Source organism: Nocardia sp. NPDC006982 (assembly GCF_042869435.1).
GTDB lineage: Bacteria > Actinomycetota > Actinomycetes > Mycobacteriales > Mycobacteriaceae > Nocardia.
Genome location: NZ_JBIAFV010000007.1, coordinates 192,539 through 215,254 on the forward strand (window position 1 = coordinate 192,539; position 22,716 = coordinate 215,254).

The window sequence follows — 22,716 nt, forward strand, 5'->3', positions numbered from 1 at the left end:
GCGTGCCCGGATGGCGTGAACCGGGGTCGGTGCGGTATGCACGGGCTGTGACAACCGAATCGGGGAAAACGGAACCGGGCGAACGCGCCGGCTCCGGCGCGGACAACCCGGGGAAAGCGGGCGGTCCGGCCGCGGGCGGCGTCTTCGCCGACCGCATCTTCACCGTTCCCAATGTCCTGAGCGTATTGCGACTGGCCGGTGTGCCACTTTTCGTGTGGTTGCTGCTGGTGGTGCGTGCCGACGGCTGGGCTTTCACGCTGCTGGTGCTCAGCGGCGTCACCGACTTCCTGGACGGCAAGCTGGCCCGGCTGCTCGACCAGTCGTCGCGACTCGGTGCACTGCTCGACCCGTTCGTGGACCGGCTGTATCTGGTGACCACGCTGGCGGCATTCGTGATCCGCGGGTTGCTGCCCTGGTGGGTCGCAGTGATCCTGATCGGCCGCGACGCCGTCCTGGCCTTGACTCTTTCGGTGTACAAACGCCGCGAACTGGATCCGCCCGAGGTCATCTACCTGGGTAAAGCCGCCACCTTCGCGCTGATGTCGGCGCTGCCGTGGTTGCTGGCCGGTCAGATGGATTGGGCGCTGGCAGGTTTCGGTCGTGCCTTCGGCGGGGCATTCCTGGTCTGGGGCACGGCGGTGTATGTGTGGACCGGCGTGCTCTACGTCTGGAAGGCTTTCGCCGTCGCGCGAGCGATACCGGCTGTGCCACACCGCAGTGAGTAGCGATTAGAGTTGCGTGGAACCCGCTGGCGACTGCTTGCAGATCGCTCGAGAAGGTCAGCACGATGAAAGGACGGCCTGTGACCCAGACCCCCGAGGATCTGCGCTACACCGAAGAGCACGAATGGGTGCGGCGGATCGGCCCGACCCGGGTTCGGGTGGGCATCACCGACTACGCCCAGTCTCAACTCGGTGACGTTGTGTTCGTGCAGTTGCCGGAGGTCGACAAAGATGTGGCGGCCGCGGAAAGCGTCGCCGAGGTGGAGTCGACCAAGAGCGTGTCCGATATCTACGCTCCGCTGGCCGCGAAAGTTGTTGCGGTGAACGATGTTCTGGACTCGGAGCCGGAAACACTGAACACCGATCCCTATGGCGACGGGTGGATCTTCGAGCTCGAATTGAGCGACGAGGCCGGCGTGGATGCCGCGCTCGGTGAACTACTGGATGCCGCAGGTTATCAAGGAGTTATCGGGGGCTGACCCAGCCTTCCCAGTTCTACCTGCACGGGTACGCCCTGGCAGGGTACGGTCAATGCCAACAGATGTGCCGGTGCTTGGCAGCCGGTGTTCTAGCGCCAGGATCCCCAGGTCGTGGCGGTGAAGGCAGCACCTGCTTGCATGGATAATCAGGTTCGAGGAGGAGAGAAACGGTGAGCGAGAACAAAGACCCGGGTTACGGGGAGACCGCGGCCGAGACGACGTCGGTCTTCCGCGCGGATTTCCTGAACGAGGTCGACGCGTCGCGCTCCGCTGAGGCGACCGGCGAACAGCCGGTCCAAGGGGTCGAGGGTCTGCCGGTTGGTGCTGCCCTCTTGGTCGTGAAGCGAGGCCCGAATGCGGGCTCGCGGTTCCTGCTCGATCAGCCGACCACGTCGGCGGGCCGCCATCCCGACAGTGACATCTTTCTCGATGACGTCACAGTCAGCCGTCGGCATGCCGAATTCCGGCAGGACGACGATTCCTTCCAGGTGGTCGATGTGGGCAGCCTCAACGGCACCTACGTCAACCGGGAGCCGGTGGACTCCTCGGAGTTGCAGAACGGTGACGAGGTTCAGATCGGCAAGTTCCGCCTCGTCTTCCTCACTGGGCCCCGGGTCCAGCAGAGCGATTCGTCGGCGGGTGCGGGCAGCCTGTGACATCAGCGGCACGGATTTCGCGTGTCGGCAGTGTTGACAGGGAAGAACGCTGTGTCATGAAAGACTCGGTGCTATGACGGGCGCGGCGCAGTGGGCTCGCGGAGGCATGTCGATCGGCTCCGTGCTGGACCTGCTGCGACCGGACTTTCCGGATATCACCATCTCGAAGATCCGTTTCCTCGAGGCCGAGGGGCTGATCCGACCCGAGCGCACACCGTCGGGTTATCGCAGGTTCTCGATCGCGGACTGCGAGCGGCTCAGATTCGTGCTGACCGCACAACGCGATCAGTACCTGCCCTTGAAGGTGATCAAGGAGCAGCTCGAAGCGATCGACAGCGGTGCGGCGACGCTCGGTGTGCGGGAAGCCCGCGCCCGGGCGCACTCCGGCCGCAACGGTGCGCCGGAGTCGGGACACGCCATGCCCGACTCCGAGCCCACCGCGATACCCGCGGCGCACCATGGCGCGCGCACCGCGGCGCCGCGCAAACTCGGCGTGGTGCCCGGTGAAATCTCGCCCGATGAGCTGCGATTCGATCACGAAATCCGGCTCACCCGGGCGGATCTGCTTGCCAAGGCCGAGATCGATGAGAAATTTCTCGCCGATCTGATCCGAGCGAATCTGATCATCCCCGGCGCCGCCGGTTTCTTCGACGAGGATGCGGTGACGCTGGCCAAAACCGCCAAGGCGATGGCCGAATTCGGCTTGGAGGCACGGCATTTGCGCGCCTTCAAGCTGGCCGCGGACCGCGAGGCCGCGCTGGTCGCGCAGATCGCGGCCCCGATCGCCAAGAGTCGCGATGCCGGTGCGCGCGCACGCGCGGAGGAGACGGTGCGGGAGTTGGCGGCATTGTCGCTGACATTGCATACCTGCCTGGTGAAAGCGTCGGTGCGGTCCTCGCTCGGCGGCTGAGTTCGGCGGGTGCATTCGAAGTTCGCTTTGCGTTCCAGACGGACAACACGCCGATTTCGGCTGTGCACAGGGAATGCTGCACGCCTCGAGGTTCGCTTAGACTCGTGGTACGGCGAGCTCTGCAGCGGTCATGCCGGGCGGCCGGCGAGTCATTGGGAGGCAGTGCGATGAGTGAGATGCGCGTAATCGGCATTCGTGTCGAGCAGCCACAGAACCAGCCCGTGCTGTTGCTCCGCGAGGCGTCCGGAGACAGGTATCTGCCGATCTGGATCGGGCAGGCCGAGGCGACCGCGATCGTGCTCGAACAAGAGGGGGTGACCCCGATCCGTCCGCTGACTCACGATCTGATCAAGATCTTGATCGCCGACCTCGGGCACACCCTCAAGGAAGTGCGGATCGTGGATCTGCAGGAGGGCACCTTCTACGCGGATCTGGTCTTCGAGAACGATCTGCGGATCTCGGCGCGGCCGTCGGATTCGATCGCGATCGCCTTGCGGGTGGGTTGCCCCATCTATGCCGAGGAGCCGGTGCTCGAGGAGGCGGGGCTGGTCATGCCGGACGAGCGCGAGGACGAGGTGGAGAAGTTCAAGGAGTTCCTCGAGTCGGTCTCGCCGGACGATTTCAAGGCCACCGATAGCTGAATCTATGGCCGCGCCTTCGGCGCTGCGTGTTCACGGCCCCCTGGTGTCTCGCGTCCGCCGCTAGCGACCTGCAAGCAGTTGCTAGCGGCGCCGCTAGCGACTGCGTCGCATGCGCTTCGACGACTCGGCTGTGTTCGATGGCCGCGCCTGCGGCGCGGACGCGAGAGAGCCGCGAACGTCGCTCGTAAGACTGCGCTCCGCAGTGATCGAGTTCGTCGCGGAGAACGCGAATTCTCTACTGGCCCTAAAGGAAAGGTCGAGACTCTTACCGCGCGTCGCGTTTGGTCGGATGATGCCGCTCCCAGGACAATCAGGGGGAGTAATCTCGATAGTTGGGCCACGTCCGTTATGGCCGGTCGTTGGTCGTGACGGAGCCGGGTCATCGATGAGGCAAGGCGTCGGCGAAGCAAGGGAGTGGTCAGTGGCAGAGCAATCGCAGGATGTGGTACAGCCAGGCCTGTTCCCGGATGATTCGGTGCCCGACGATTTGGTCGGCTACCGCGTACCCAGCGCATGCCAGGTGGCCGGGATCACGTATCGGCAGCTCGACTATTGGGCGCGGACCGGACTGGTCGTGCCCTCCATCCGAGGTGCGGCGGGCTCGGGCAGCCAACGGTTGTATTCGTTCAAGGACATTCTGGTCCTGAAAATCGTGAAGCGGCTATTGGACGCGGGCATCTCGCTGCAGAACATCCGCATCGCGGTCGATCATCTGCGCAGCCGCGGCGTGCAGGATCTGGCCGGCATCACGCTGTTCTCCGACGGCACCTCGGTGTACGAATGCACCTCGCCCGAGGAGGTAGTCGATTTACTGCAGGGTGGGCAGGGCGTCTTCGGAATCGCGGTCAGCGGCGCCATGCGGGAACTGACCGGAGCCATCGCCAACTTCCCGGCCGAGCGGGCGGTGAGCGGCAGTGCGAGCGAACGCCCGGAGGACGAGCTGTCCTTCCGTCGTAAGGCTCGGATGAACCGGAAGACCGGCTAGGGATCGTGTCGAGTGCCCGTCGCTGCTGCGGCGGGCAATTTCTCATATGCACCGGAGTGATGAGCGCTACACGCCCATCCGGGGTCCGGTGGCGTCATTTATTGCGCGCGCGGCATAAACTAGCCATGCGTCGCCGCCGTGCGGGAGAGTTCCGGACTTCACAAGAGTCCGGGCGCCGAAGGAGCAGCACCTCCCCGTCAATCTCTCAGGCAAAAGGACCGTACGGGCTTCGACGTCTCTGGAAAGTGGTGTTTGGCGCACAACGCGGCGATCGCCCGCCCATGGGGAAAGGGGTCCTGAGCCCTGCCCGTTCGAGGCAGGGCGTCGCGGCGTCCGAATCTCTCAGGCTCCACGACAGAGGGGGAGGGCTGGTACCCGTCGACCACTGTTGGTCGACCCCGCCCGACCTTGGAGCTGCCGTGACTCGATCATTCGCCGACCGCCACATCGGACCCGACCGGGACGAACTCGCCCGGATTCTGGACGTCGTCGGCGTCGGCTCGCTGGACGAGCTCGCCGCCGCGGCGCTGCCCGCGAGCATTCTGGACGGCTCCGGCCTCGAGGTGCTGCCGCCCGCGGCCACCGAGCACGAGGTGCTCGCCGAACTCGCCGAACTCGCGCACTCCAATACCGTCGCCGCCTCGATGATCGGGCTCGGCTACTACGACACGCTGACTCCGCCCGTGCTGGTGCGCAGCCTGCTGGAGAATCCGGCCTGGTACACCGCCTATACGCCGTACCAGCCGGAGATCAGCCAGGGGCGGCTCGAGGCGCTGCTCAATTTCCAGACCATGGTGTCGGATCTGACCGGGATGGAGGTGGCCAATGCGTCCATGCTGGATGAGGCCACCGCCGCCGCCGAGGCGATGACGCTGCTGCGTCGCGCGGGCAAGTCGAAGTCCGCACGTCTGCTCATCGATGACGATCTGTTCCCGCAGACCAAGACCGTGCTGTCCACCCGGGCCGAGCCGCTGGGCATCGAGATCGTCTCGGCGGATCTGTCCGGTGGCGAGTTGCCCGACGGCGAGTTCTTCGGCGTGCTGGTTCAGGTTCCGGGTGCGTCAGGACGGATTGTGGACTGGCGGCCGGTGATCGAGGCGGCGCACGAGCGTGGTGCATTGGTGGCGGTCGGCGCGGATCTGCTTGCGCTGACATTGATTACGCCGCCGGGGGAGCAGGGTGCGGACGTATGTTTCGGCACCACACAGCGTTTCGGGGTGCCGATGGGCTTCGGCGGTCCGCATGCCGGATATCTGTCGGTGCACACCAAACATGCGCGGCAGCTGCCCGGCCGGTTGGTCGGCGTCTCGGTGGACGCGGATGGCAACAAGGCATACCGGCTCGCGCTGCAGACCCGTGAGCAGCACATTCGCCGGGAGAAGGCGACCTCCAATATCTGTACCGCGCAGGTGCTGCTGGCCATTGTGGCCGCGATGTACGCGAGCTACCACGGTGCCGACGGACTACGGGCGATCGCCCGCCGCGTTCATGCGCGCGCGGCCGCCATCGCGGCGGGCCTCGATGGTGTCGTGGTGCACGAGAACTTCTTCGACACCCTGCTGGTGCGCGTGCCCGGCGGCGCGGAATCGGTTGTCGCGAAGGCGAAGTCGAGCGGGATCAACTTGCGGCTGGTGGATGCCGATCACGTCGGCATCGCGTGTGACGAGGCCACCACCGAGGCGCATGTCACCGCGGTGCTCGAATCCTTCAGCACCGGACTGCCATCGGGCGTCGGCGATCCGGGCGGTACGCCGAGCGTGACCGACGGTTCGATCGAGACCCGCACCTCGGAATTCCTCACCCATCCGGCCTTTACCAGCTACCACACCGAAACCGCGATGCTGCGCTATCTGCGCAGGCTTTCCGATAAGGACATCGCGTTGGACCGCAGCATGATTCCGCTCGGCTCCTGCACCATGAAGCTCAATGCCACCGCCGAGATGGAGGCCATCACCTGGCCCGGTTTCGCGCGGGTCCATCCGTACGCGCCGGTCGAGGATGCGCCCGGTCTGCTGCGGGTGATCACCGATCTGGAGGGCTGGCTCTCGGCCATCACCGGATACGACCAGGTGAGCCTCCAGCCGAATGCGGGCAGTCAGGGTGAGTACGCCGGGTTGCTGGCCATTCGGCGCTATCACCTGGATCGTGGTGATACCCACCGAGATACGTGCCTCATTCCGTCCAGTGCGCACGGCACCAATGCGGCCTCGGCCACCATGGTGGGGCTGCGCGTCGAGGTCGTGAAGTGCCGGGAGAACGGCGATGTGGACCTCGACGATCTGCGCGCCAAGATCGCCGACCACGCCGACCGGCTGGCCTGCATCATGATCACCTACCCGTCCACGCACGGCGTATACGAGCACGAGGTCGCCGAGTTGTGCGCGCTGGTGCACGATGCGGGTGGTCAGGTGTACGTCGACGGCGCGAATCTGAATGCTCTGGTGGGCCTTGCCCGTCCGGGCCGGTTCGGTGGCGATGTCAGCCATCTGAACCTGCACAAGACCTTCTGCATTCCGCACGGGGGCGGTGGTCCGGGCGTCGGCCCGGTGGCGGTGCGCTCGCATCTGGCGCCGTATCTGCCCGGTGACCCGCTCGAGCCGGGGTCACACGCGGTGTCGGCGGCCAAGTACGGGTCGGCGTCGATCCTGCCGATCACCTGGGCTTATATCCGGATGATGGGGGCCGATGGGCTGCGTAAGGCCACGTTGACCGCGATTGCGTCAGCCAACTACATCGCGCGGCGGTTGAACGAGCACTTCCCGGTGCTGTACACCGGTGAGAACTCGATGGTGGCGCACGAGTGCATTCTGGATCTGCGCGAGATTACCAAACGGACCGGCGTGACCGTCGACGATGTGGCAAAGCGGTTGGCGGACTACGGATTCCACGCGCCGACCATGAGCTTCCCGGTGGCGGGCACGTTGATGGTGGAGCCCACCGAGAGCGAAAACCTCGCCGAACTGGACGAATTCATCCTCGCGATGACGGCGATCCGGGGCGAGATCGATCAGGTTGCCGCGGGTGTGTGGCCGGTCGAGGACAATCCGCTGCGCGGTGCGCCACATACGGCGGCCTGCCTGGTCGGGGAATGGGACCACCCGTACAGCCGGGAGGTCGCGGTGTACCCGCAGGGGTTGGATCCGGCGCGGGGCAAGGTGTGGCCTGCGGTGCGGCGCATCGACGGCGCCTACGGTGACCGCAACCTCGTCTGCTCCTGCCCGCCGCTGGACGCGTACTGACGGCCACCGAGCCGCACCTCGACCCGTTTGCAGGTGCGGCTCGGTAGCCATCGTCACTGTGCGGCAGCCGCTGTGGCGTAGGTATTGACCAGATCGGGCCAGCCGCCCTCGCTCTGCACACTGTCGCGCATGGATTCCCAACCCTCACCGTGCTTTTCGAAATCCGAATGCACCAGGGTGACGGCGGTGCGGTCGGCGGTGACGGCTTCGAAGGTGACATCGACGCGGCTCACGCGATCCGGATCGGTTTCGTGCTGCCAGTTCAGGCTGATCTCCCAGGAGAACGCGAAGTGCCGCGGTGGATCCCAGACGAGCACGGTGCCCCAAGGGCATTCGGTGCCGTCGGTTTCCCTGCCGAAGCAGTGCCCGCCCTCGCGCGGCTCGATAACCTCCTGTGCGAGTTCGCCCTTGCCGATGTGATGCGCTCGCGGCCACCAACTGTCGATCCCATTGGTGAACACGTCGTAGGCCTTCTCGATCGGTGCGTCGACGACGAGTTCGACCCGAACTTCCTTATCGCTCAACTGCTGTGTCATGACTGCTCCTTCTCGGAGGTGTCCGCCGCCCGGTCGGTCGCGACCTGCCGGTTCACCTCGTCCTGAAAGGCCGACATCGCCGTCGACCAGAACTGCGTGAAGTACACCCGAAGCCCATCGATCCCCTGCGGATTCAGTCGATACACCCGCTTGGTGCCCACCGCCTCATCGGTGACCAGCCCCGCGGCCTTGAGCACCTTCAAATGCTGCGAAACCGCAGGCCGGCTAACCGGCAACTCGCTAGCCAGTTCCCCCACCGCACATGGCCCCTTCCCCAGCCGCTCAAAGATCGCCCGCCGCGTCGAATCCCCCAGCGCATCCAACGCCGCCTCTCGGTAAGCCCTCACGAACCGTAAGTCTAGACTTACGGAATGTGGTTGTCCAGTGCTCAGCTCTGATAGGCGACTGCAGCACTCTGGCAGCTCGGATCGACCGCATGCTGCGGTACAGCGCGATCAGTGCACGGTAGCGATGGATGCGACAAATGATCGGGGCGGCATGGACAAGCGACCGCCGCGGGCATTTCGCATCTACGGATGCGAAGGCCGACGGCGGTGCGGAGTTGACTGTGTCGTGTTCCGAGGGCGGCGGGTCACGCTGGGGCCGGCGCGGCCTCGGGTTCGAGTTCCGGTATCTCGCTGAGGGCTTCGATTCCCAGTTCCGACCGCGTCGCGTCGATGACGGCGCGTTCGTCTTGGACGGTGTTGGCAATTGCCTTGTGCCACAGTGCGCGGATCGCGTTGACGTCGTCCATGGTTGCTTCGTGATCGAGTTCGACCTTGAGGCGTTGCACGGTGATGCTCTGGGCTGCGGTGAGGGTGCGGAGGAGATCTTCGCAGCGCTGCGGGATCTTAGGGTTCGCCAGGACGCGCAGGCGGGTGATGTAGCCGTTGCATGCGGAGATGCTCTGCTGTACTTCCTTGCCGAAACTGTCCACCTCCTCGACGGATTCGGCCTTCCAATCGAGGGTGTCCCACAGGGTTTGGCGGACGTCGGCGGCGGCGAGCAGTACCGAGGAGATCGCGGTCAGAATCGAGTCGCGTCGCCATTTGTCCTGTTCGCGGCGTTCTGCGGCGGCGTTGGCGTTGTCGATATTGCGCTGCGCGGCGGCGTGGGTTGTCTCGATATTGGCCTGTGCGGCATCAAGTGTGGTCCGGTTGCGCTCGTCGGCCGCGGTGATCGCGTCGCGGTTCGTCCGGTTGTTGATCAGGACGCCGATGAGCGCCGCGGCGGCGACGATGAGCGAGCTGAGAAGCGGAAGCCAGGAAGTCACCGGGTCATCATTGCATTGCGGGCTGCTCCACTGTGCCCCGATCGGCCGTCAGATCGCACCAGCACGTGCCGCGGCCGGTGCGGCACCGGCCGCACAGAGGGTGTCTTGCGTGGTCAGCGGTTCGTGAGTGATGAACGAGCGGTAGTAGATCGGCGCCACGGCTAAGTGAACAAACTCCTCGACATCGATGATGTCGAGGAGATTGCCGCAGGCGATGATTCACGGTGTCGTCAACGCACGCATAACTGCGGTCCCGAAGCTGACATCATCCGAGGTCGGCAGCCGCGTGTACGTGCCCCCGGTCCGCTGAGCGGCGGTTTGGAGGGTCTCCGTGCCATTGCCCCCGAGAACGATCACATCGATGCGAACCGGGTGGGCCGGATCGGCGGCCGAGGTCAGCTCGGTCAGCAGTTTGGCTCCGGTAGTGGTGGAGTCATCATCCGGGCCGTCGGTGATGAGCAGAACCGAATTGGTGAGCCCCGGCGTGTATCCGCGAACAGCCGACTTGTAGGCGGCGATCAGTGACGGATAAGCCTGGTCGGTACGGGATTCGGTGGGCTTCACCGCCTCCAGCGCCGCATCCAACGCCGTGCGCTGCTGATTGTTCAGTGGTGCGGTGGGCGTTTGGATCTTGTACGGTGTTGTCCCGTCGAGGTTCTTCCCGAACGTCCAGACGCCGAGTCCGAAGTCCGGTGGCATCACATTCATCGTGGAGCGCAGCGCGCCGAGTGCGTTCGAGAGCCGGGTGACGGATCCATCGTTGTTGCCCATCGAGGACGAGACGTCGAGCAGCACGGTAGCCTGCACGCCGAGAACAGGGTTGGCGAGTGTGGCACGCACCTTGTCCAGTGCGGTCCGCTGCGCCGCGGGTGCGGCGACGGCCGGTGCCGCGGCGAATCCGGCGGCGGTGAAGGCCGAGGACTGTTGGGGTGCGCGCAAGTAGTCGGTGAACAGTGATGCGATCAGATTCTGGGTCTTGTCCACCCACGCCCCGGACATCAGCGCGGCGGGATGATCGGCAACAGGTGCGGTCCCCATTGGCCGAAATTCCGATGTACTACCAACAGCTTTCAGTTGCTGCTCGGTAGCCGCTACTGCATGAATGGGCGAATTCGTCCCACCGATCGCGGCCAATGCGGCCGTGGTGTCCGCCGCCTGCGGCGCTTTCGCGGCGAGCCCGGAGATCGCCGCGACAACCTGACCGGACTGTGCGACTTGATCGGTGAGCGGATCGGTTCCCGAAACCGCGGAGCCGACCGCTGCTGCCGCGGCCAAGGTCGAGTCCCCGGCGGGCAGTGCCATCCGCAGCCCGCCCCACCCGGACAATCCGAGTTCGTCCAGCGAACCCTGTTGCAGCCGTGGCAAATCCGCCCAGGTGATCTTGGCCTGCTCGAGCGCACCCCGCAGATCCTCGGCAACGGCGACCACGATCGGACTCATCGCAACCGGCGCGGGTGTGCCCTCGATCAGACCGGGCACCCGCATGGATTCGATGGACCGCATCGAATCGGCGATCCACAGCCCCGGCTGCGGACCGAGCGCACCGTTCCACGGCGTGCCCGCGGTGAACCCGGCGACGATCGCCGCCGACGGCTGGGCTGTCACCACCACTTTCGCGCAATGATCGCGCACCTTCGGATTGGTCGCGTTGTAGCGCTCCGCCGCGGCCCGCACCGGATCGGCGATATCCGGATCGACCGTCACGAACAGCGTCGACGGCCCCTCCTTACATTCCGCCGCGGCCGACTTGTCCCGGTTCGCGGCGCGATCACTGAGTTGAAAAAACGCGAAGACCGCCGCGACTAGCAGCAAAACGGCAACCACTGCGATAACCGGACCTTTGCTGACGCCCCGGGACCTGGTTCCGCTGCGATGTGTGCCCACGATCCTCAGTGTATGTTCACGCGAGATTTGCCGTGCTGGTGTGTCCGGTGCGGCGCACCGGCACGGCGTGGCGTGAACGTCCGACTAGGGGCGGATCATCCGCCCGCGGTCGAACTCGTGTCCGCCCCAAACTCCGGACTGTCCAGTCCGCGCGGCGAATTCACCGCAGGCATCTCGAATCGGGCAGCTCGCGCAAACCGCGCGCGCGTACTCGAAGTCCTGCGACGGGTACGGAAACCACGCCTCGTGATTCGGATCACCGCGGCAGGCCGCCCGATGCCACTCTCGGGAATCCGAGAGCGGGAGCAGGTCGGTCAGATCGACAACCGCGCTGGTCTCCAATTCGACGGTCATTTCGAGCCTTCTCCTTTCTCTCGGCTCAGGTGGCGGCCAGTTGCTTCCAGATCCGCTGTTGCCGTTTGGCCAGGTGGTCGGGTGCCTTCGGCTGCCACAGCAACCGCATGCCCGCTTCCTCCGGCGTCCGGTCGGCCTTGCTCGAGTTGCACCGCGCGCACGCGGCGATCAGGTTGTCCCAGGTGTTCGGGCCACCCCTGCTGCGGGGCCGAATGTGGTCGACCGTGCGTGCCCAGGACGCGCAGTATCCGCACCGGTTGTGGTCTCGGCGCAGCACACCGGCCAGCGTCGCGCGACTACCGTCGTGTACTCGCGTCACATGGTCGAGGTATACGTATCGCAGTAGCCGGATCGTCTCCGGCAGCGCGAGCTCGAGGTGCTTGGACCGGATCGGCAGGTGCGGCTCCCGATCCGCGATCGACTCCGCGGCGCCGCCCATGAGCAGCACCACGGCCCGGTCGGCGCTGATCTCGGTGAGCGCCTCGTAGCTGGCGTTCAATACCAGTACCCGGGTGTGTATCCAGTTGTCGACAGTAGACACCACCGGATCGGTGGCACGGTGGAACGTCATGGAAGTCACCATGTTTCGAGAGAGCGAGCGGATTCGGAAGGCGAGGGTCGGTCAGTTACCGGCCGGGAGGCGGCGCAGTTCCTGCTCGACGCGCGCGTCATACCGACGCAAGCTCGATACGACAATGGTCACGGCCGCCGCCTCCTTCCTCATGCTCGTGAGCACCCGCGGAATCGGGTGATCATCATCGAAATCCATGGTGGCACAGCGCGCCCACCGCTGGCGAAGGGTTTTTCAGGCCAGGCCGATCAGCCACTGCCGCAGCCACGCGGTGGCGGTGGCGCCGTTGGAATCCACGACGTAGGTCGGATAGTTCTGGTGTACGAACGAGTTGTAGAACCGCTCGAATTCCCGCTTGCGCTCGTTCATTTCCGGATCGGCGAGCTGGTTCTGGACGAGCGGGGCCACCCCGGTCGCCATCAGGTCGTTGAAGATGGCGAACGCCTCCTGCTGATAGCGCCACAGCTGAGCCGGGTCGGGATCGGAGGCCTGGGCCAGGAAGCCGGCGACGCGGGTCGCGAAGTCGGTGGGCGGTGCGGCGCAGTAGAGGTCGCCGACAGCGCAGATGGTCCGAGTCTTCTGGGTGAGGAAGCCGAAGCCGCCGATGCGCGGGCCGCCCGCACCGGCGCCGTCGACCGGCGGGCCGATGAGTGCGTCGGTCGGGGAGCGCCGCGGATCCGAGATGAGCCCGACCGCGGCGATGCGTTCGGGCCGAATGGGAGTCAGTCCGGTGCCGATTTCGGCGGCGAGATCGCCTGCCGCATCAGCGCCCTGGCTGTAGCCGATCAGCGCGATCTTGGTCTCGGCGCACTGCTGGGCCATGGCCGTGACCAGGCCGCGGGCATTATCGATGGCCTGCCGCTTGGACCGGCCGTAAACATCGGTCTCCCAGGGGAAAGCGGTCGCCGCGTAGGTCACGTAGTCGGTCCTGGTATTTCGCGGCAGGTTATCGGTGACGCTGGCGAGCATGCCCTCGCCGGGATTGGCATCGGAGGTCTCCCACGTGCCGGGTACCGCCACGACATACAGGTCGGGGCAGCCATCGGGCGCTGCCGTCGCCGAGCCGGCACCGCCGACGGCGCCCGCGGCACCTACCATGACGGTTCCCGCCACGGCACCGATCATCTTGCGCATAAACATGGTCCACACCTCGGTTTTGCTAGGTCCGAAGCGGCCGGGGGCCGTACGCGACTGCCTGCCGTCGCGTCGGAGACAACCGTACGGTCTGACCAGGGGTTGATGCGGGAACAACCCGTGACAAACGCCGAACATTTTTAACAAAATGCGCAATGCCGACGATTCGCCCGGCGCGGCGGGATGAAGGAGTCGCGGGCGAGGGGGTGCGCGACTCCTTCATCGTGTCCGAGGGGCAGTCACCGCCTCGTCCACGGTTGTGGTGGTTAACAGGACACCGATGACTCCCTCCCGTGCATCATCATGTGCCCATCCATTGAACCCCGATCGACAGGCGTGCGTCCCGGCTTCGAGCATATGTCGTTCGAGAAGGTCGGGTCAGCCGATGGGGGTGTGGCCCAACAGAACTCGGCCGGTGAACCGGGTCTGCTCGGCCCGCGACAGCGGGTGGAACAGGCAGCCGTGGATGTCGCGGTACCGCATCTCCAGCTCGCAGCCGCGCGAAAAGCCCAGGCCGCCAACGGTTTCGATGGTCAGCCGGACGGTATCGACGAGTGCGTCGGCAGCCACGGTCTTGCGGCTGAGCGTGCGGGCACCATAGCCGTCGGTATTGTCGAAATGCAGATTGTCCGAATCGGTGAACATGGCGGCGATCAGATCCGCGGCGGTGGTGTAGGCGTTCATCATTTCGCCCGCGAGCGGCGTCCAATGGCACCGCGAAGTGCAGCACCTGAGGTCCCTCCGGCGCATCGCCGCGGCGGATGCTGGTCACCATCACATCGCCGACCTCGCAACCGCTGGCGGGCGCTTTGCGCGCGCTCACCCGGAAGCCGCCGTCGACGCGCTCGGCCCGGCCGTTGGATTCGACCCAGTCCGAAGCGCCGGTGCTGACCAGGATCGCGCCCGCCGCCACTTTGCCGAAGACCGCCGAGGCGTCGATGCCGTGGTTGTGCCGCCAGACCTGCGTGGCCACCAGATGGGTGTGCATGGCGAACGCGGCCGCCGTGGACGGATCGTGGCGGCCGAGTTCGCGCAGGATCTCGCCCATCTCGCGGTGCGGCACACCGCCGCCGCCGAACTCGATGGGAACGAGTGCTGCGGACAGTCCGGTGGCCCGCAGCAGGTCGAAGGCGGCGACACAGATGTCGCCGGTGCGGTCGCGGGCGGCCACATCGGCGCGCAGGGTTTCCCCTACCTGGCGTGCCAGGGCGATCCAGTCGGTGGTGGTGATGTCATGGGCGATAGTCGTCATGTTTCGAAGTTAGGAACGGCCGCGATAACCGAATAGTCCAGAAAGTGGAGCCTGCTCGCCAAGCGGCTGCGCCAATTCGAGCGGGCCGGATTGATCGACAAGGTGGGCAGCGAATACCTGCTCACCGCCGCCGGTCGGGAATCGGAGCCGATCCTGTTCGGCCTCGGCGAATGGGGTGCACGCTGGACCTTCGGCGAACCGCAGCCCGAGGAACTGGATGCCGGGCTGCTGGTGTGGTGGATGCACTCCCGGCTGGATACGTCCACGTTTCCCGGTAAGCGTCATGTGTTGTGTGTGCGGTTCACCGACGACTTCCGGTGCTACTGGATCGTTGTCGAATCGGGTGTGCCTTCGGTCTGTGATGCCGATCCCGGCTATCCGGTCGACGTCACCATCAGCTCCGATGTCGAATCGCTGTACCAGGTTTGGTTGGGACGCATTCCGCTCTCGCACGCAATGCGAACCGGCCGAGTGGAATTCACCGGGCCGACTGCGCTCACCCGGCGGATGCCGTCGGTACTGCAGCTGAGTCCTGTTGCGGGATATGCGGATCCGGTCGTACGCGCCTCGTGATCATTACGCAGTAGTCTCTCGGGCGTAGATGTAGTAGCGGTAGACGCCGTCCCCCGGATCGGCGCTCAGCGGCCACTCGCCGTCGGCGATGAACCATGCCCATTCGAGAGCGAGGCCCGCGTCGCGTTCGGCGATCGACTTGGCCCGGTCCAACGAGCCGTCGGTGCCGAGGACCTGGTCGTCGGCACCGCAGAACTCGCAGCTGTGCACCCGCCGCACCTCGTATGCGATCACTCGGTTACCTCCGGGCATCCAGGTTGGACCCGGTTATTCGGGTGTGCACCGATAACGCTCGACGGGTGCGGCCGATAAACATCTCGACAGGCTCGTCCGCTCGGGGGGACCGCGTGTCGAACGGGGAGTTCCGGAAGTGGCGTCCGCAACGAATCAGTGGGGGCACCAGTTCGAATCGAATACGCAAGGGATGTGTTCCGATGTCGATATCGACGGTGAAATATCTGGTGCCGCTGGGCTGCTGCGCGGTTCTCGCGTTGGCCGGTTGCTCGGGCGGTGATCATGGCCACGGCACGGCCGTAGGCGCGAGCGCAGTGCCGACCAGCGTCGGCAGCCGCGTGCCGGGGCCGAGCGCGGTAGCCACCGACCAACCAACTGGAGCGAACGGCGAACCGGCGTCGCCGTCGATACCGGCATGCGTCGGCAGCCAGCTCATCGTCGGCGTGGAACCGATGTCGCCCGGCGCGGGCCACCGCGGTGTGCGCGTGCATTTCTCGGTCGTGGGCGCCAGCGGTGCGTGCACACTGACCGGATACCCGGGCGTGGATACCGGCCCCGGCGGGCCGCTCCTGCATGCCGAGCGCACCTTGCGCGGCTACCTGGGCGGTCTCCCGGCCGATATCGATACGCCACCGACCGTCGCCCTGGACCACGACCACAATGCCGAGGCAGTGGTCGAGGGCGGCGCGGTCGATGCGGAAGGCAACCAGTGCCCGACGTATACGAAACTTTTGGTCACCGCCCCGAACACCACTGACACGCACGCGGTCAGCACCACCATCGACACCTGCACGCTGAGCGTTCACCCGGTGACCACCCAATAGCGATTTCAGAGGTTGCCGACAATGTGTTCCAAGCGGCGGGCCACCAGTTCTCGGGCCTGTTCGCGCAGGACGGGACGGTAGCCGCTCGGGTACACCGGGTCGCCCGGGGTGTAATCCTTCAGGACTTCCTTGGCGAGGGTGATCTTGTGGACCTCGGTGGGGCCGTCGGCGATCGCCATGACCTCGGCGTAATTCATCATGTCGACGAACGGGAGGTCCTGGCTGACACCGATGGCGCCGTGCAGATGCAGTGCGCGCTGGGCGATATCGTGCATCACCTTCGGCATCGCCACCTTGATGGCGGCGATGTCCTTGCGGACCTTCAGATAGTCCTGCTCCTTATCGATGCGCCAGGCGGTGCGCAGGACGAGCAGGCGGAACTGCTCCATCTCGATCCAGCTGTCGGCGATGCGCTCCTGGGTCATCTGCAAACCCGCGAGGGCCCCCTTGCGCATCGGCCGGGAGACCGCGCGTTCGGCCATCATGTCGAAGGCCTTGCGCACCAACGCGACTGTGCGCATCGCGTGGTGCACCCGACCGCCGCCGAGGCGGGTCTGCGCGACGATGAAGCCCATACCCTCCTGGCCGAGCAGGTGGTCGGCGGGCACCCGGACATCGGTGAAGCGCAGATGTCCCTCGTGCTCGCTGAAACCGTGCACGTGGAAGTTCTTGACGATCTCCAGGCCGGGGGTGTCGGCGGGCACAATGAACATCGACATGCCCTGGTACGGGCTGACATCCGGATTCGTGACCACCATGACGATATGGAAGCTGGCGAACTGCGCGTTCGAGTTGAACCACTTCTCGCCGTTGATGACCCAGGAGTCGCCGTCGCGCACGGCGCGGGTCTTGAACAGCGTCGGATCCGAGCCGCCGGTCGGTTCGGTCATGACATAGCAGGAACCGATCTCACCGGCCAGCAGCGGCTCCAGGTACCTGGCCTTCTGTTCCTCGGTGCCGTAGTGCGCGAGGATTTCCGCGTTACCGGAATCCGGTGCCTGGCAACCGAATACCGACGGCGCCCACACCGAAGTACCGAGCACCTCGTTGAGCAGGCCGAGTTTGAGCTGCCCGTAGCCGGGGCCGCCCAGTTCCGGTCCGAGATGGCAGGCCCACAGTCCCTGTTCCTTCACCTTCTCCTTCAGCGGCCGCATCAGCGCCATCGCCTCGGTATTGGTGCGGTCATAGGGATTCGGGTAGAGCAGATCGAGGGGCTCCACCTCGGTGCGGACGAACTCCGCCGCCCAGTCCAGCTTCTGCTGGTATTCCGGGTCGGTTTCGAAATCCCAAGCCATGGTCAGCCTTTCGTGTCGGTGATGCCGTCGAGAACGGTGGACGCCACAATGTCGGCGATTTCGTCGGGGGAGCGCCCGCCGTGCGGGCGGTACCAGAAGGTCACCATGTTCAGCATGCCGAGCACACTGTTGGTGACCACGTGGTCGTCGGTACGCAGCAGGCCCGCCGTATATCCCGCGTCGATGACGCGCTGCCAGCAGGCCTGTATTTCGTCACGCATTTCCTGTAGTTCTTCGCCACGCTCACCGGTCAGTGCGGTGACGTCGCGCAATTGGATGGCGACCTCGCGGCGGTGCTCGATGATCAGCCCGACGTGGCTGTGGATCAGCTTGCGCAACTTGATGATCGGGTCATCGATGCCGCGGGAGATCCGCTGGGCATCGGTGAGCATGAGCTGGATGTAATCGCGCAGGATCTGCCAGAGCAGCTCTTCCTTGGAACCGATGTGGTAGTACAGCGCACCCCGCTGCACTCCGGCTCGATCGCCGATTTCCGCGACGCCGGTACCGTGGAAACCCTTCTCCGCGAACAGTTCCACCGCGGCCGCCACGATGCGCGCCCTGGTCGCCTCGGCCGTGGTCTCCGCGGCCGGTGGACGACCGCGACGACGAGGCGAGGCCAACTCGGGCCCACCCGTCGCCCGGCCACCACCCCTCACGGAATCGCTGCGCGATGCTGCGGTCATCGGCGCGGATCCAGGACGACCTTGGAAACCCCGTCGGCACGGTCGGCGAACATGCGGTAGGCGTTCGCACCGTCCGACATCGGGAATCGGTGTGTGACAACGGCTTCGGGCCGGATGCGACCGGCGGCGGTGAGTCGCAGCAGTGCGGGCAACTCGTATTGGATCGAGCAGAGTCCGATATGGAATTCGAGCTCCTTGACCTGTGCCAACTGCATATGGAACGGGAAGGCACGATTATGACTGACGCCGACCACACCGACCCGGCCACGATGCCCGACGGCGCTGATGGCGAGCTTGATGGTCGCATCGGCGCCGACCGCCTCGATCGCGACATCCGCACCACCGCTGAGCATTTCGCGGATGACAGTCTTGGGTTCGTCGGATTCGACTATCTCCGCGCCCAATTCGGCGGCGCGCTTGCGGCGGTCGGCAACCAGATCCACTCCGAGCACCCGCGCCGCGCCCATCGCGAATGCCGACTGCACGGCCATCAGCCCGACCGGTCCCAGCCCGATCACCACCACGGTCTCACCGGGTGCGATGCGGGTGCGGCGCGCACCGTACCACGCAGTGGGCGCGTTGTCGGTGAGCACGATCGCGGCCTCATCGCTGACCGAATCGGGCAGCCGCACCAGATTCCCTTCGGCGTGGGGGACCGCGAGATATTCCGCCTGCGCACCGGCGAGCGATCCGCCGAGTCCATAGCAGGCGTCGGCAGGCAATGGATGGCGTTCACAGGCCGCCACGATGCCGGCCTTGCACTTCGCGCAGCGGTTACAGCCGACGGATGCGGAGACCAGCACCCGGTCACCGACCGCGAATCCCTGCACATCCGCACCCAATTCGACGATCTCGCCGACCGCCTCGTGGCCCACGCTGTATCCGGTGCCGTCGGTGAAGCCGTGCCCGGCATAGATGTGCAGATCACTACCGCAGATTCCGGCGGCGGTCACCCGAACGATTGCGCCGTCGCGGCCCGGCAGCATCGGATCGGGAACCTCGGTGTACGAGATCTGTTGCGGTCCTTGGTAAGTCAGTGCCTTCATCGCCAACCACCGTCCAGTGCCAGAGTTGCGCCGGTGCAATACGCCGAGGCATCCGTTGCGAAGTACAGTGCCGCGCCGACGATCTCATCCGGGCGGCCGATCCGTCCGAGTGCCATATGCCGAGTCAGCTCAGTGCGCAGCTCAGTGGGCCACGCCTTGGAAATATCCGTCTCGAACGGACCGCATTGAATCGTGTTGACTCGCACCGTCGGCGCGAAGCTCTGCGCGAGTCCGCCGGTGAGATTGGCCAATCCCGCCTTGGCGGCCGCATAGGGCACCGCGAGCGGTTCCGGTCGTTCGGCCTCGATCGAGGAGATATTGATGATCGACCCGCCACCGGCGGCGGCCATCCTGGTACCGATCGAGGTCGACAAACGGAACGGGCCCTTGAGATTGACCGCGATCACCTTGTCGAACATGTCCTCGCTCACCTGATCCACGCTCGGATACAGCAGCGACATCCCGGCATTGTTGACCAGCACGTCGACCTTGCCGAACTCCGCGTAGGCCGCCTCGACCAGCGCGTCGCACTGCGCCCAATCGCTGACATTGCACGCCACCGGCAATGCGCGCCGACCATGGATGTTCTTCACCTCATCGGCGAGCTCGACGCACCTGTCGAGTTTGCGACTTGCGATCACCACATCCGCACCGGCCGCGGCGAAGGCCAGCACCATCTCCCGGCCGAGCCCGCGGCTACCGCCCGTGACCAGCGCGACCTTATCCGCTAACGACTGTCCTGGCATTGCGCTCCATTGTTACGGCTGCCGATAATGTTCCAATCAGTACATTAATTCCGCCGGACGATAGAATCAAGGCCCCGACACACCGTCACATCACTACCGATGGGTAACATTGGTTGCGATTTTTCCTACCCGGCTTTCTCAAAAGTGAGGCAGTAGATGACAGAGCGGATTCAGGTCGGCGGGCTCCAGGTGGCCAGCGTTCTCCACGAGTTCATCGAGAACGAGGCGCTCCCCGGAACCGGCGTAGATTCCGCCGCGTTCTGGGCCGGAGCCGAGCAGGTCATCAACGACCTCGCTCCGCGCAACCGCGCCCTGCTGGCCGAACGCGACGAGATCCAGGGCAAGCTCGATGCCTGGCATGCCGAGCACCCCGGCGCGAACTACGACAAGGCCGCCTACAAGAGCTTCCTCGGCGATATCGGCTACCTGCGCGCGGAACCGGCCGACTTCGAGATCGCCACCCAGAATGTGGACGACGAGATCGCCACCACCGCGGGCCCGCAGCTGGTGGTGCCGGTGATGAACGCCCGCTTCGCGATCAATGCCGCGAACGCGCGCTGGGGTTCGCTCTACGACGCCCTTTACGGCACCGACGCCATCTCCGAGGCCGACGGCGGCGAGAAAGGCACCGGATACAACCCGGTCCGCGGCAGCCGCGTGATCGAGTTCGCGCGCAAGTTCCTCGATACCGCCGCCCCGCTGGCCAACGGCTCGCACCGCTCCTCGACGCACTACGCGATCGATGGCGGCAAGCTGGCGGTCACGCTGAGCAACGACGAGGTCACCACGCTGGCCGCCGATGGCGCGCAACTGGTCGGCTACCTGGGCGATCCGGCCTCGCCGACTTCGATCCTGTTGAAGCACAACGGTTTGCACATCGACATCCAGATCGATCCGGCCTCGCCGATCGGCAAGACCGATCCGGCGGGCGTCAAGGACGTGGTGCTGGAGTCCGCGGTCACCACGATCATGGACTTCGAGGATTCGGTCGCCGCGGTGGACGCCGAGGACAAGGTGCTCTGCTACCACAACTGGCTCGGCCTGATGAAGGGCGAGCTGGCGGAGAAGGTGACCAAGGGCGACAAGACCTTCACCCGCACCATGAACCCGGATCGCGTCTACACCGCGCTCGGCGGCGGCGAACTGGTGCTGCACGGCCGGTCGCTGCTGTTCGTGCGCAACGTCGGCCACCTGATGACCTCCGACGCGATCATCGACGCCGCGGGCAACGAGGTGCCCGAGGGCATCATGGACGGCCTGATCACCTCACTGATCGCCAAGCACAGCCTGCGCGGCGATACGAAGCTCAAGAACAGCCGCACCGGTTCGGTCTACATCGTGAAGCCGAAGATGCACGGCCCGGACGAGGTCGCCTTCACCAACGAGCTGTTCGGCCGGATCGAGGACGTCCTCGGCCTGACCCGCAACACCCTCAAGGTCGGCATCATGGATGAGGAGCGCCGCACCACGGTCAACCTCAAGGCCTGTATCCAGGCCGCCGCCGAGCGCGTGGTGTTCATCAACACCGGCTTCCTGGACCGCACCGGCGACGAGATCCACACCTCCATGGAGGCCGGGCCGATGGTCCGCAAGGCCGAGATGAAGACCCAGCAGTGGATCCTGTCCTACGAGGACTGGAACGTCGACACCGGCTTGGCCGCCGGCCTGCCCGGCAAGGCGCAGATCGGTAAGGGCATGTGGGCCATGCCGGATCTGATGCACGACATGCTCGAGCAGAAGATCGGACACCCGCGTGCGGGTGCCAACACCGCCTGGGTGCCGTCGCCGACCGCGGCCACGCTGCATGCCACGCACTACCACCAGGTCGACGTGTTCGAGCGGCAGCAGGAGATCGCCGCAGGTGGCCGTCGCGCCAGCGTCGATCAGATCCTGGAGATCCCGCTTGCGGGCGATCCGAACTGGACCGATGAGGAGAAGCGTCAGGAGTTGGACAACAACTCCCAGGGCATTCTTGGTTACGTGGTGCGCTGGATCGACCATGGCGTCGGCTGCTCCAAGGTGCCCGATATCCGGGATATCGGTCTCATGGAAGACCGTGCGACCCTGCGCATTTCGAGCCAGCTGATGGCGAACTGGCTGCGCCACGGTGTGGTCACCGCTGATGAGGTGGTGGCCAGCCTGGAGCGGATGGCGCCGGTGGTCGACAAGCAGAATGCGGGCGATCCGAACTACCGGCCGATGGCGGCGGACTTCGCGGGCAGCATAGCGTTTCAGGCCGCGAAGGAACTGGTGCTGGAAGGCACCAAGCAGCCGAACGGCTACACCGAGCCGATCCTGCACCGCCGTCGCCGGGAGGCCAAGGCGCTGGCTTGCGTCTAAGGCGTTGCGCGTCTGAGTAACTCGTGAATCCCCCCGCCCGGGCGCTTGCCGGGCGGGGGGATTCCTTTACCACACGACGACCGTCGACGGGGCGGATGACCGGTTTCGACCCACATAACGATCCGTTACCCTGGGCGCTGCACGAGACAGTCGGATGTGAGGAAGTTTTATGGGAAGCGTTGTCCTTGATGTATTCGCCCTGGTTGTGAATCGCGCGGCGATGTTCTGGAACTGGATGGCCACCGGTTCGGCCGGTTTCCCGCCGCTGTAATAGCCGAGATGAACGTCTGGTACCACGACCCCCGGTCCCGGCCCCTCGATGGGATGCCGAGGCCG

24 protein-coding genes, 1 pseudogene and 1 riboswitch are annotated in these 22,716 nt (G+C 65.4%); of the genes and pseudogenes, 10 read left to right on the top strand and 15 right to left on the bottom strand.

Going from position 1 to position 22,716, the window contains the following annotated elements; translation table 11 throughout:
• Positions 1-155: 155 nt before the first annotated feature.
• From ACFYOW_RS27880 to gcvP, 7 genes are all read left to right on the top strand, one after another.
• Positions 156-725, top strand: coding sequence for a CDP-alcohol phosphatidyltransferase family protein (locus tag ACFYOW_RS27880; RefSeq protein WP_387293224.1), 570 nt, complete (start codon positions 156-158; stop codon positions 723-725).
• A 77-nt stretch (positions 726-802) separates the two neighbouring features.
• Positions 803-1,201 carry a glycine cleavage system protein GcvH gene (gene gcvH, locus ACFYOW_RS27885; RefSeq protein ID WP_387292754.1) on the top strand — a complete coding sequence of 133 codons (399 nt, stop codon included), beginning with the start codon at positions 803-805 and terminating at the stop codon, positions 1,199-1,201.
• 170 nt (positions 1,202-1,371) lie between these two features.
• A complete protein-coding gene (gene garA / locus ACFYOW_RS27890; protein WP_040689879.1) occupies positions 1,372-1,857 on the top strand; it encodes a glycogen accumulation regulator GarA in 486 nt (161 codons plus the stop codon).
• A 73-nt stretch (positions 1,858-1,930) separates the two neighbouring features.
• Positions 1,931-2,767 carry a MerR family transcriptional regulator gene (locus tag ACFYOW_RS27895; RefSeq protein WP_387292756.1) on the top strand — a complete coding sequence of 279 codons (837 nt, stop codon included), beginning with the start codon at positions 1,931-1,933 and terminating at the stop codon, positions 2,765-2,767.
• 167 nt (positions 2,768-2,934) lie between these two features.
• Positions 2,935-3,408 (top strand): bifunctional nuclease family protein, encoded by a 474-nt coding sequence (locus ACFYOW_RS27900; RefSeq protein ID WP_327098336.1) that lies wholly within the window; start codon positions 2,935-2,937, stop codon positions 3,406-3,408.
• Between the two features lie 385 nt (positions 3,409-3,793).
• Positions 3,794-4,393 carry a MerR family transcriptional regulator gene (locus tag ACFYOW_RS27905; protein WP_040689886.1) on the top strand — a complete coding sequence of 200 codons (600 nt, stop codon included), beginning with the start codon at positions 3,794-3,796 and terminating at the stop codon, positions 4,391-4,393.
• Positions 4,394-4,524: 131 nt separating this feature from the next.
• Positions 4,525-4,624, top strand: a riboswitch (glycine riboswitch).
• Positions 4,625-4,812: 188 nt separating this feature from the next.
• Positions 4,813-7,632: an aminomethyl-transferring glycine dehydrogenase gene (gcvP, locus tag ACFYOW_RS27910; RefSeq protein WP_387292759.1), complete on the top strand. Its 2,820-nt coding sequence runs from the start codon at positions 4,813-4,815 to the stop codon at positions 7,630-7,632.
• A 53-nt stretch (positions 7,633-7,685) separates the two neighbouring features.
• On the opposite strand, the gene ACFYOW_RS27915 is transcribed toward gcvP, so the two are convergent.
• From ACFYOW_RS27915 to ACFYOW_RS27960, 10 genes and pseudogenes are all read right to left on the bottom strand, one after another.
• Positions 7,686-8,168 carry an SRPBCC family protein gene (locus tag ACFYOW_RS27915; RefSeq protein WP_387292761.1) on the bottom strand — a complete coding sequence of 161 codons (483 nt, stop codon included), beginning with the start codon at positions 8,166-8,168 and terminating at the stop codon, positions 7,686-7,688.
• Positions 8,165-8,515 (bottom strand): ArsR/SmtB family transcription factor, encoded by a 351-nt coding sequence (locus ACFYOW_RS27920; RefSeq protein WP_387292763.1) that lies wholly within the window; start codon positions 8,513-8,515, stop codon positions 8,165-8,167. Before ACFYOW_RS27920 ends, ACFYOW_RS27915 begins: the two co-directional genes overlap by 4 nt.
• A gap of 245 nt (positions 8,516-8,760) precedes the next feature.
• Positions 8,761-9,441, bottom strand: a complete 681-nt coding sequence (locus ACFYOW_RS27925) for a hypothetical protein (RefSeq protein WP_387292765.1) — start codon at positions 9,439-9,441, stop codon at positions 8,761-8,763.
• A 219-nt stretch (positions 9,442-9,660) separates the two neighbouring features.
• Complete coding sequence (locus tag ACFYOW_RS27930) at positions 9,661-11,325, bottom strand: VWA domain-containing protein (RefSeq protein WP_387292767.1); 1,665 nt, start codon at positions 11,323-11,325, stop codon at positions 9,661-9,663.
• Between the two features lie 84 nt (positions 11,326-11,409).
• Positions 11,410-11,679, bottom strand: a complete 270-nt coding sequence (locus ACFYOW_RS27935) for a WhiB family transcriptional regulator (RefSeq protein ID WP_387292769.1) — start codon at positions 11,677-11,679, stop codon at positions 11,410-11,412.
• A gap of 25 nt (positions 11,680-11,704) precedes the next feature.
• Positions 11,705-12,250, bottom strand: a complete 546-nt coding sequence (locus tag ACFYOW_RS27940) for an HNH endonuclease (protein WP_387292771.1) — start codon at positions 12,248-12,250, stop codon at positions 11,705-11,707.
• Between the two features lie 51 nt (positions 12,251-12,301).
• Entirely contained in the window at positions 12,302-12,448 is a 147-nt protein-coding gene (locus tag ACFYOW_RS27945; RefSeq protein WP_387292773.1) for a hypothetical protein, read from the bottom strand.
• Between the two features lie 36 nt (positions 12,449-12,484).
• Positions 12,485-13,384: a cutinase family protein gene (locus ACFYOW_RS27950; RefSeq protein ID WP_387293227.1), complete on the bottom strand. Its 900-nt coding sequence runs from the start codon at positions 13,382-13,384 to the stop codon at positions 12,485-12,487.
• Positions 13,385-13,762: 378 nt separating this feature from the next.
• On the bottom strand, positions 13,763-14,071 hold the full coding sequence (locus tag ACFYOW_RS27955) for a hypothetical protein (protein ID WP_387293267.1): 309 nt from the start codon (positions 14,069-14,071) through the stop codon (positions 13,763-13,765).
• 322 nt (positions 14,072-14,393) lie between these two features.
• Positions 14,394-14,636: pseudogene (locus ACFYOW_RS27960) on the bottom strand (acyl-CoA dehydrogenase); the annotation flags it as partial.
• Positions 14,637-14,687: 51 nt separating this feature from the next.
• On the opposite strand from ACFYOW_RS27960, the gene ACFYOW_RS27965 reads away from it, so the two are divergent.
• Positions 14,688-15,209: an SCP2 sterol-binding domain-containing protein gene (locus ACFYOW_RS27965; RefSeq protein ID WP_387293229.1), complete on the top strand. Its 522-nt coding sequence runs from the start codon at positions 14,688-14,690 to the stop codon at positions 15,207-15,209.
• A 3-nt stretch (positions 15,210-15,212) separates the two neighbouring features.
• On the opposite strand, the gene ACFYOW_RS27970 is transcribed toward ACFYOW_RS27965, so the two are convergent.
• Positions 15,213-15,443 carry a hypothetical protein gene (locus ACFYOW_RS27970; RefSeq protein ID WP_387292775.1) on the bottom strand — a complete coding sequence of 77 codons (231 nt, stop codon included), beginning with the start codon at positions 15,441-15,443 and terminating at the stop codon, positions 15,213-15,215.
• A 200-nt stretch (positions 15,444-15,643) separates the two neighbouring features.
• Between ACFYOW_RS27970 and ACFYOW_RS27975 the strand changes: the two genes are divergently transcribed.
• Positions 15,644-16,267, top strand: coding sequence for a DUF4232 domain-containing protein (locus ACFYOW_RS27975; RefSeq protein WP_387292777.1), 624 nt, complete (start codon positions 15,644-15,646; stop codon positions 16,265-16,267).
• Positions 16,268-16,272: 5 nt separating this feature from the next.
• Here the strand turns inward: ACFYOW_RS27975 and ACFYOW_RS27980 are convergent, their stop codons facing one another.
• Genes ACFYOW_RS27980 through ACFYOW_RS27995 form a run of 4 tightly spaced genes read right to left on the bottom strand, consistent with a single transcriptional unit; the run spans position 16,273 to position 20,040 of the window.
• Entirely contained in the window at positions 16,273-17,562 is a 1,290-nt protein-coding gene (locus ACFYOW_RS27980) for an acyl-CoA dehydrogenase family protein (RefSeq protein ID WP_387292779.1), read from the bottom strand.
• A 2-nt stretch (positions 17,563-17,564) separates the two neighbouring features.
• On the bottom strand, positions 17,565-18,248 hold the full coding sequence (locus ACFYOW_RS27985) for a TetR/AcrR family transcriptional regulator (RefSeq protein WP_387292781.1): 684 nt from the start codon (positions 18,246-18,248) through the stop codon (positions 17,565-17,567).
• Complete coding sequence (locus ACFYOW_RS27990; RefSeq protein ID WP_387292783.1) at positions 18,245-19,294, bottom strand: alcohol dehydrogenase catalytic domain-containing protein; 1,050 nt, start codon at positions 19,292-19,294, stop codon at positions 18,245-18,247. Before ACFYOW_RS27990 ends, ACFYOW_RS27985 begins: the two co-directional genes overlap by 4 nt.
• Complete coding sequence (locus tag ACFYOW_RS27995) at positions 19,291-20,040, bottom strand: SDR family NAD(P)-dependent oxidoreductase (RefSeq protein ID WP_387292785.1); 750 nt, start codon at positions 20,038-20,040, stop codon at positions 19,291-19,293. Before ACFYOW_RS27995 ends, ACFYOW_RS27990 begins: the two co-directional genes overlap by 4 nt.
• 156 nt (positions 20,041-20,196) lie before the next feature.
• Between ACFYOW_RS27995 and ACFYOW_RS28000 the strand changes: the two genes are divergently transcribed.
• Positions 20,197-22,380, top strand: coding sequence for a malate synthase G (locus tag ACFYOW_RS28000; RefSeq protein ID WP_387292787.1), 2,184 nt, complete (start codon positions 20,197-20,199; stop codon positions 22,378-22,380).
• Positions 22,381-22,716 lie beyond the last annotated feature (336 nt).

What these genes read in the sequence shown, in the direction of transcription:
- ACFYOW_RS27895 (WP_387292756.1), top strand. Translation starts at nt 1,931, where the DNA reads ATGACGGGCGCGGCGCAGTGGGCTCGCGGAGGCATGTCGATCGGCTCC.
- ACFYOW_RS27900 (WP_327098336.1), top strand. Translation starts at nt 2,935, where the DNA reads ATGAGTGAGATGCGCGTAATCGGCATTCGTGTCGAGCAGCCACAGAAC.
- ACFYOW_RS27905 (WP_040689886.1), top strand. Translation starts at nt 3,794, where the DNA reads ATGAGGCAAGGCGTCGGCGAAGCAAGGGAGTGGTCAGTGGCAGAGCAA.
- ACFYOW_RS27915 (WP_387292761.1), bottom strand. Translation starts at nt 8,168, where the DNA reads ATGACACAGCAGTTGAGCGATAAGGAAGTTCGGGTCGAACTCGTCGTC.
- ACFYOW_RS27935 (WP_387292769.1), bottom strand. Translation starts at nt 11,679, where the DNA reads ATGACCGTCGAATTGGAGACCAGCGCGGTTGTCGATCTGACCGACCTG.
- ACFYOW_RS27940 (WP_387292771.1), bottom strand. Translation starts at nt 12,250, where the DNA reads ATGACGTTCCACCGTGCCACCGATCCGGTGGTGTCTACTGTCGACAAC.
- ACFYOW_RS27945 (WP_387292773.1), bottom strand. Translation starts at nt 12,448, where the DNA reads ATGGATTTCGATGATGATCACCCGATTCCGCGGGTGCTCACGAGCATG.
- ACFYOW_RS27950 (WP_387293227.1), bottom strand. Translation starts at nt 13,384, where the DNA reads ATGCGCAAGATGATCGGTGCCGTGGCGGGAACCGTCATGGTAGGTGCC.
- ACFYOW_RS27955 (WP_387293267.1), bottom strand. Translation starts at nt 14,071, where the DNA reads ATGATGAACGCCTACACCACCGCCGCGGATCTGATCGCCGCCATGTTC.
- ACFYOW_RS27975 (WP_387292777.1), top strand. Translation starts at nt 15,644, where the DNA reads ATGTCGATATCGACGGTGAAATATCTGGTGCCGCTGGGCTGCTGCGCG.
- ACFYOW_RS27980 (WP_387292779.1), bottom strand. Translation starts at nt 17,562, where the DNA reads ATGGCTTGGGATTTCGAAACCGACCCGGAATACCAGCAGAAGCTGGAC.
- ACFYOW_RS27985 (WP_387292781.1), bottom strand. Translation starts at nt 18,248, where the DNA reads ATGACCGCAGCATCGCGCAGCGATTCCGTGAGGGGTGGTGGCCGGGCG.
- ACFYOW_RS27990 (WP_387292783.1), bottom strand. Translation starts at nt 19,294, where the DNA reads ATGAAGGCACTGACTTACCAAGGACCGCAACAGATCTCGTACACCGAG.
- ACFYOW_RS27995 (WP_387292785.1), bottom strand. Translation starts at nt 20,040, where the DNA reads ATGCCAGGACAGTCGTTAGCGGATAAGGTCGCGCTGGTCACGGGCGGT.
- ACFYOW_RS28000 (WP_387292787.1), top strand. Translation starts at nt 20,197, where the DNA reads ATGACAGAGCGGATTCAGGTCGGCGGGCTCCAGGTGGCCAGCGTTCTC.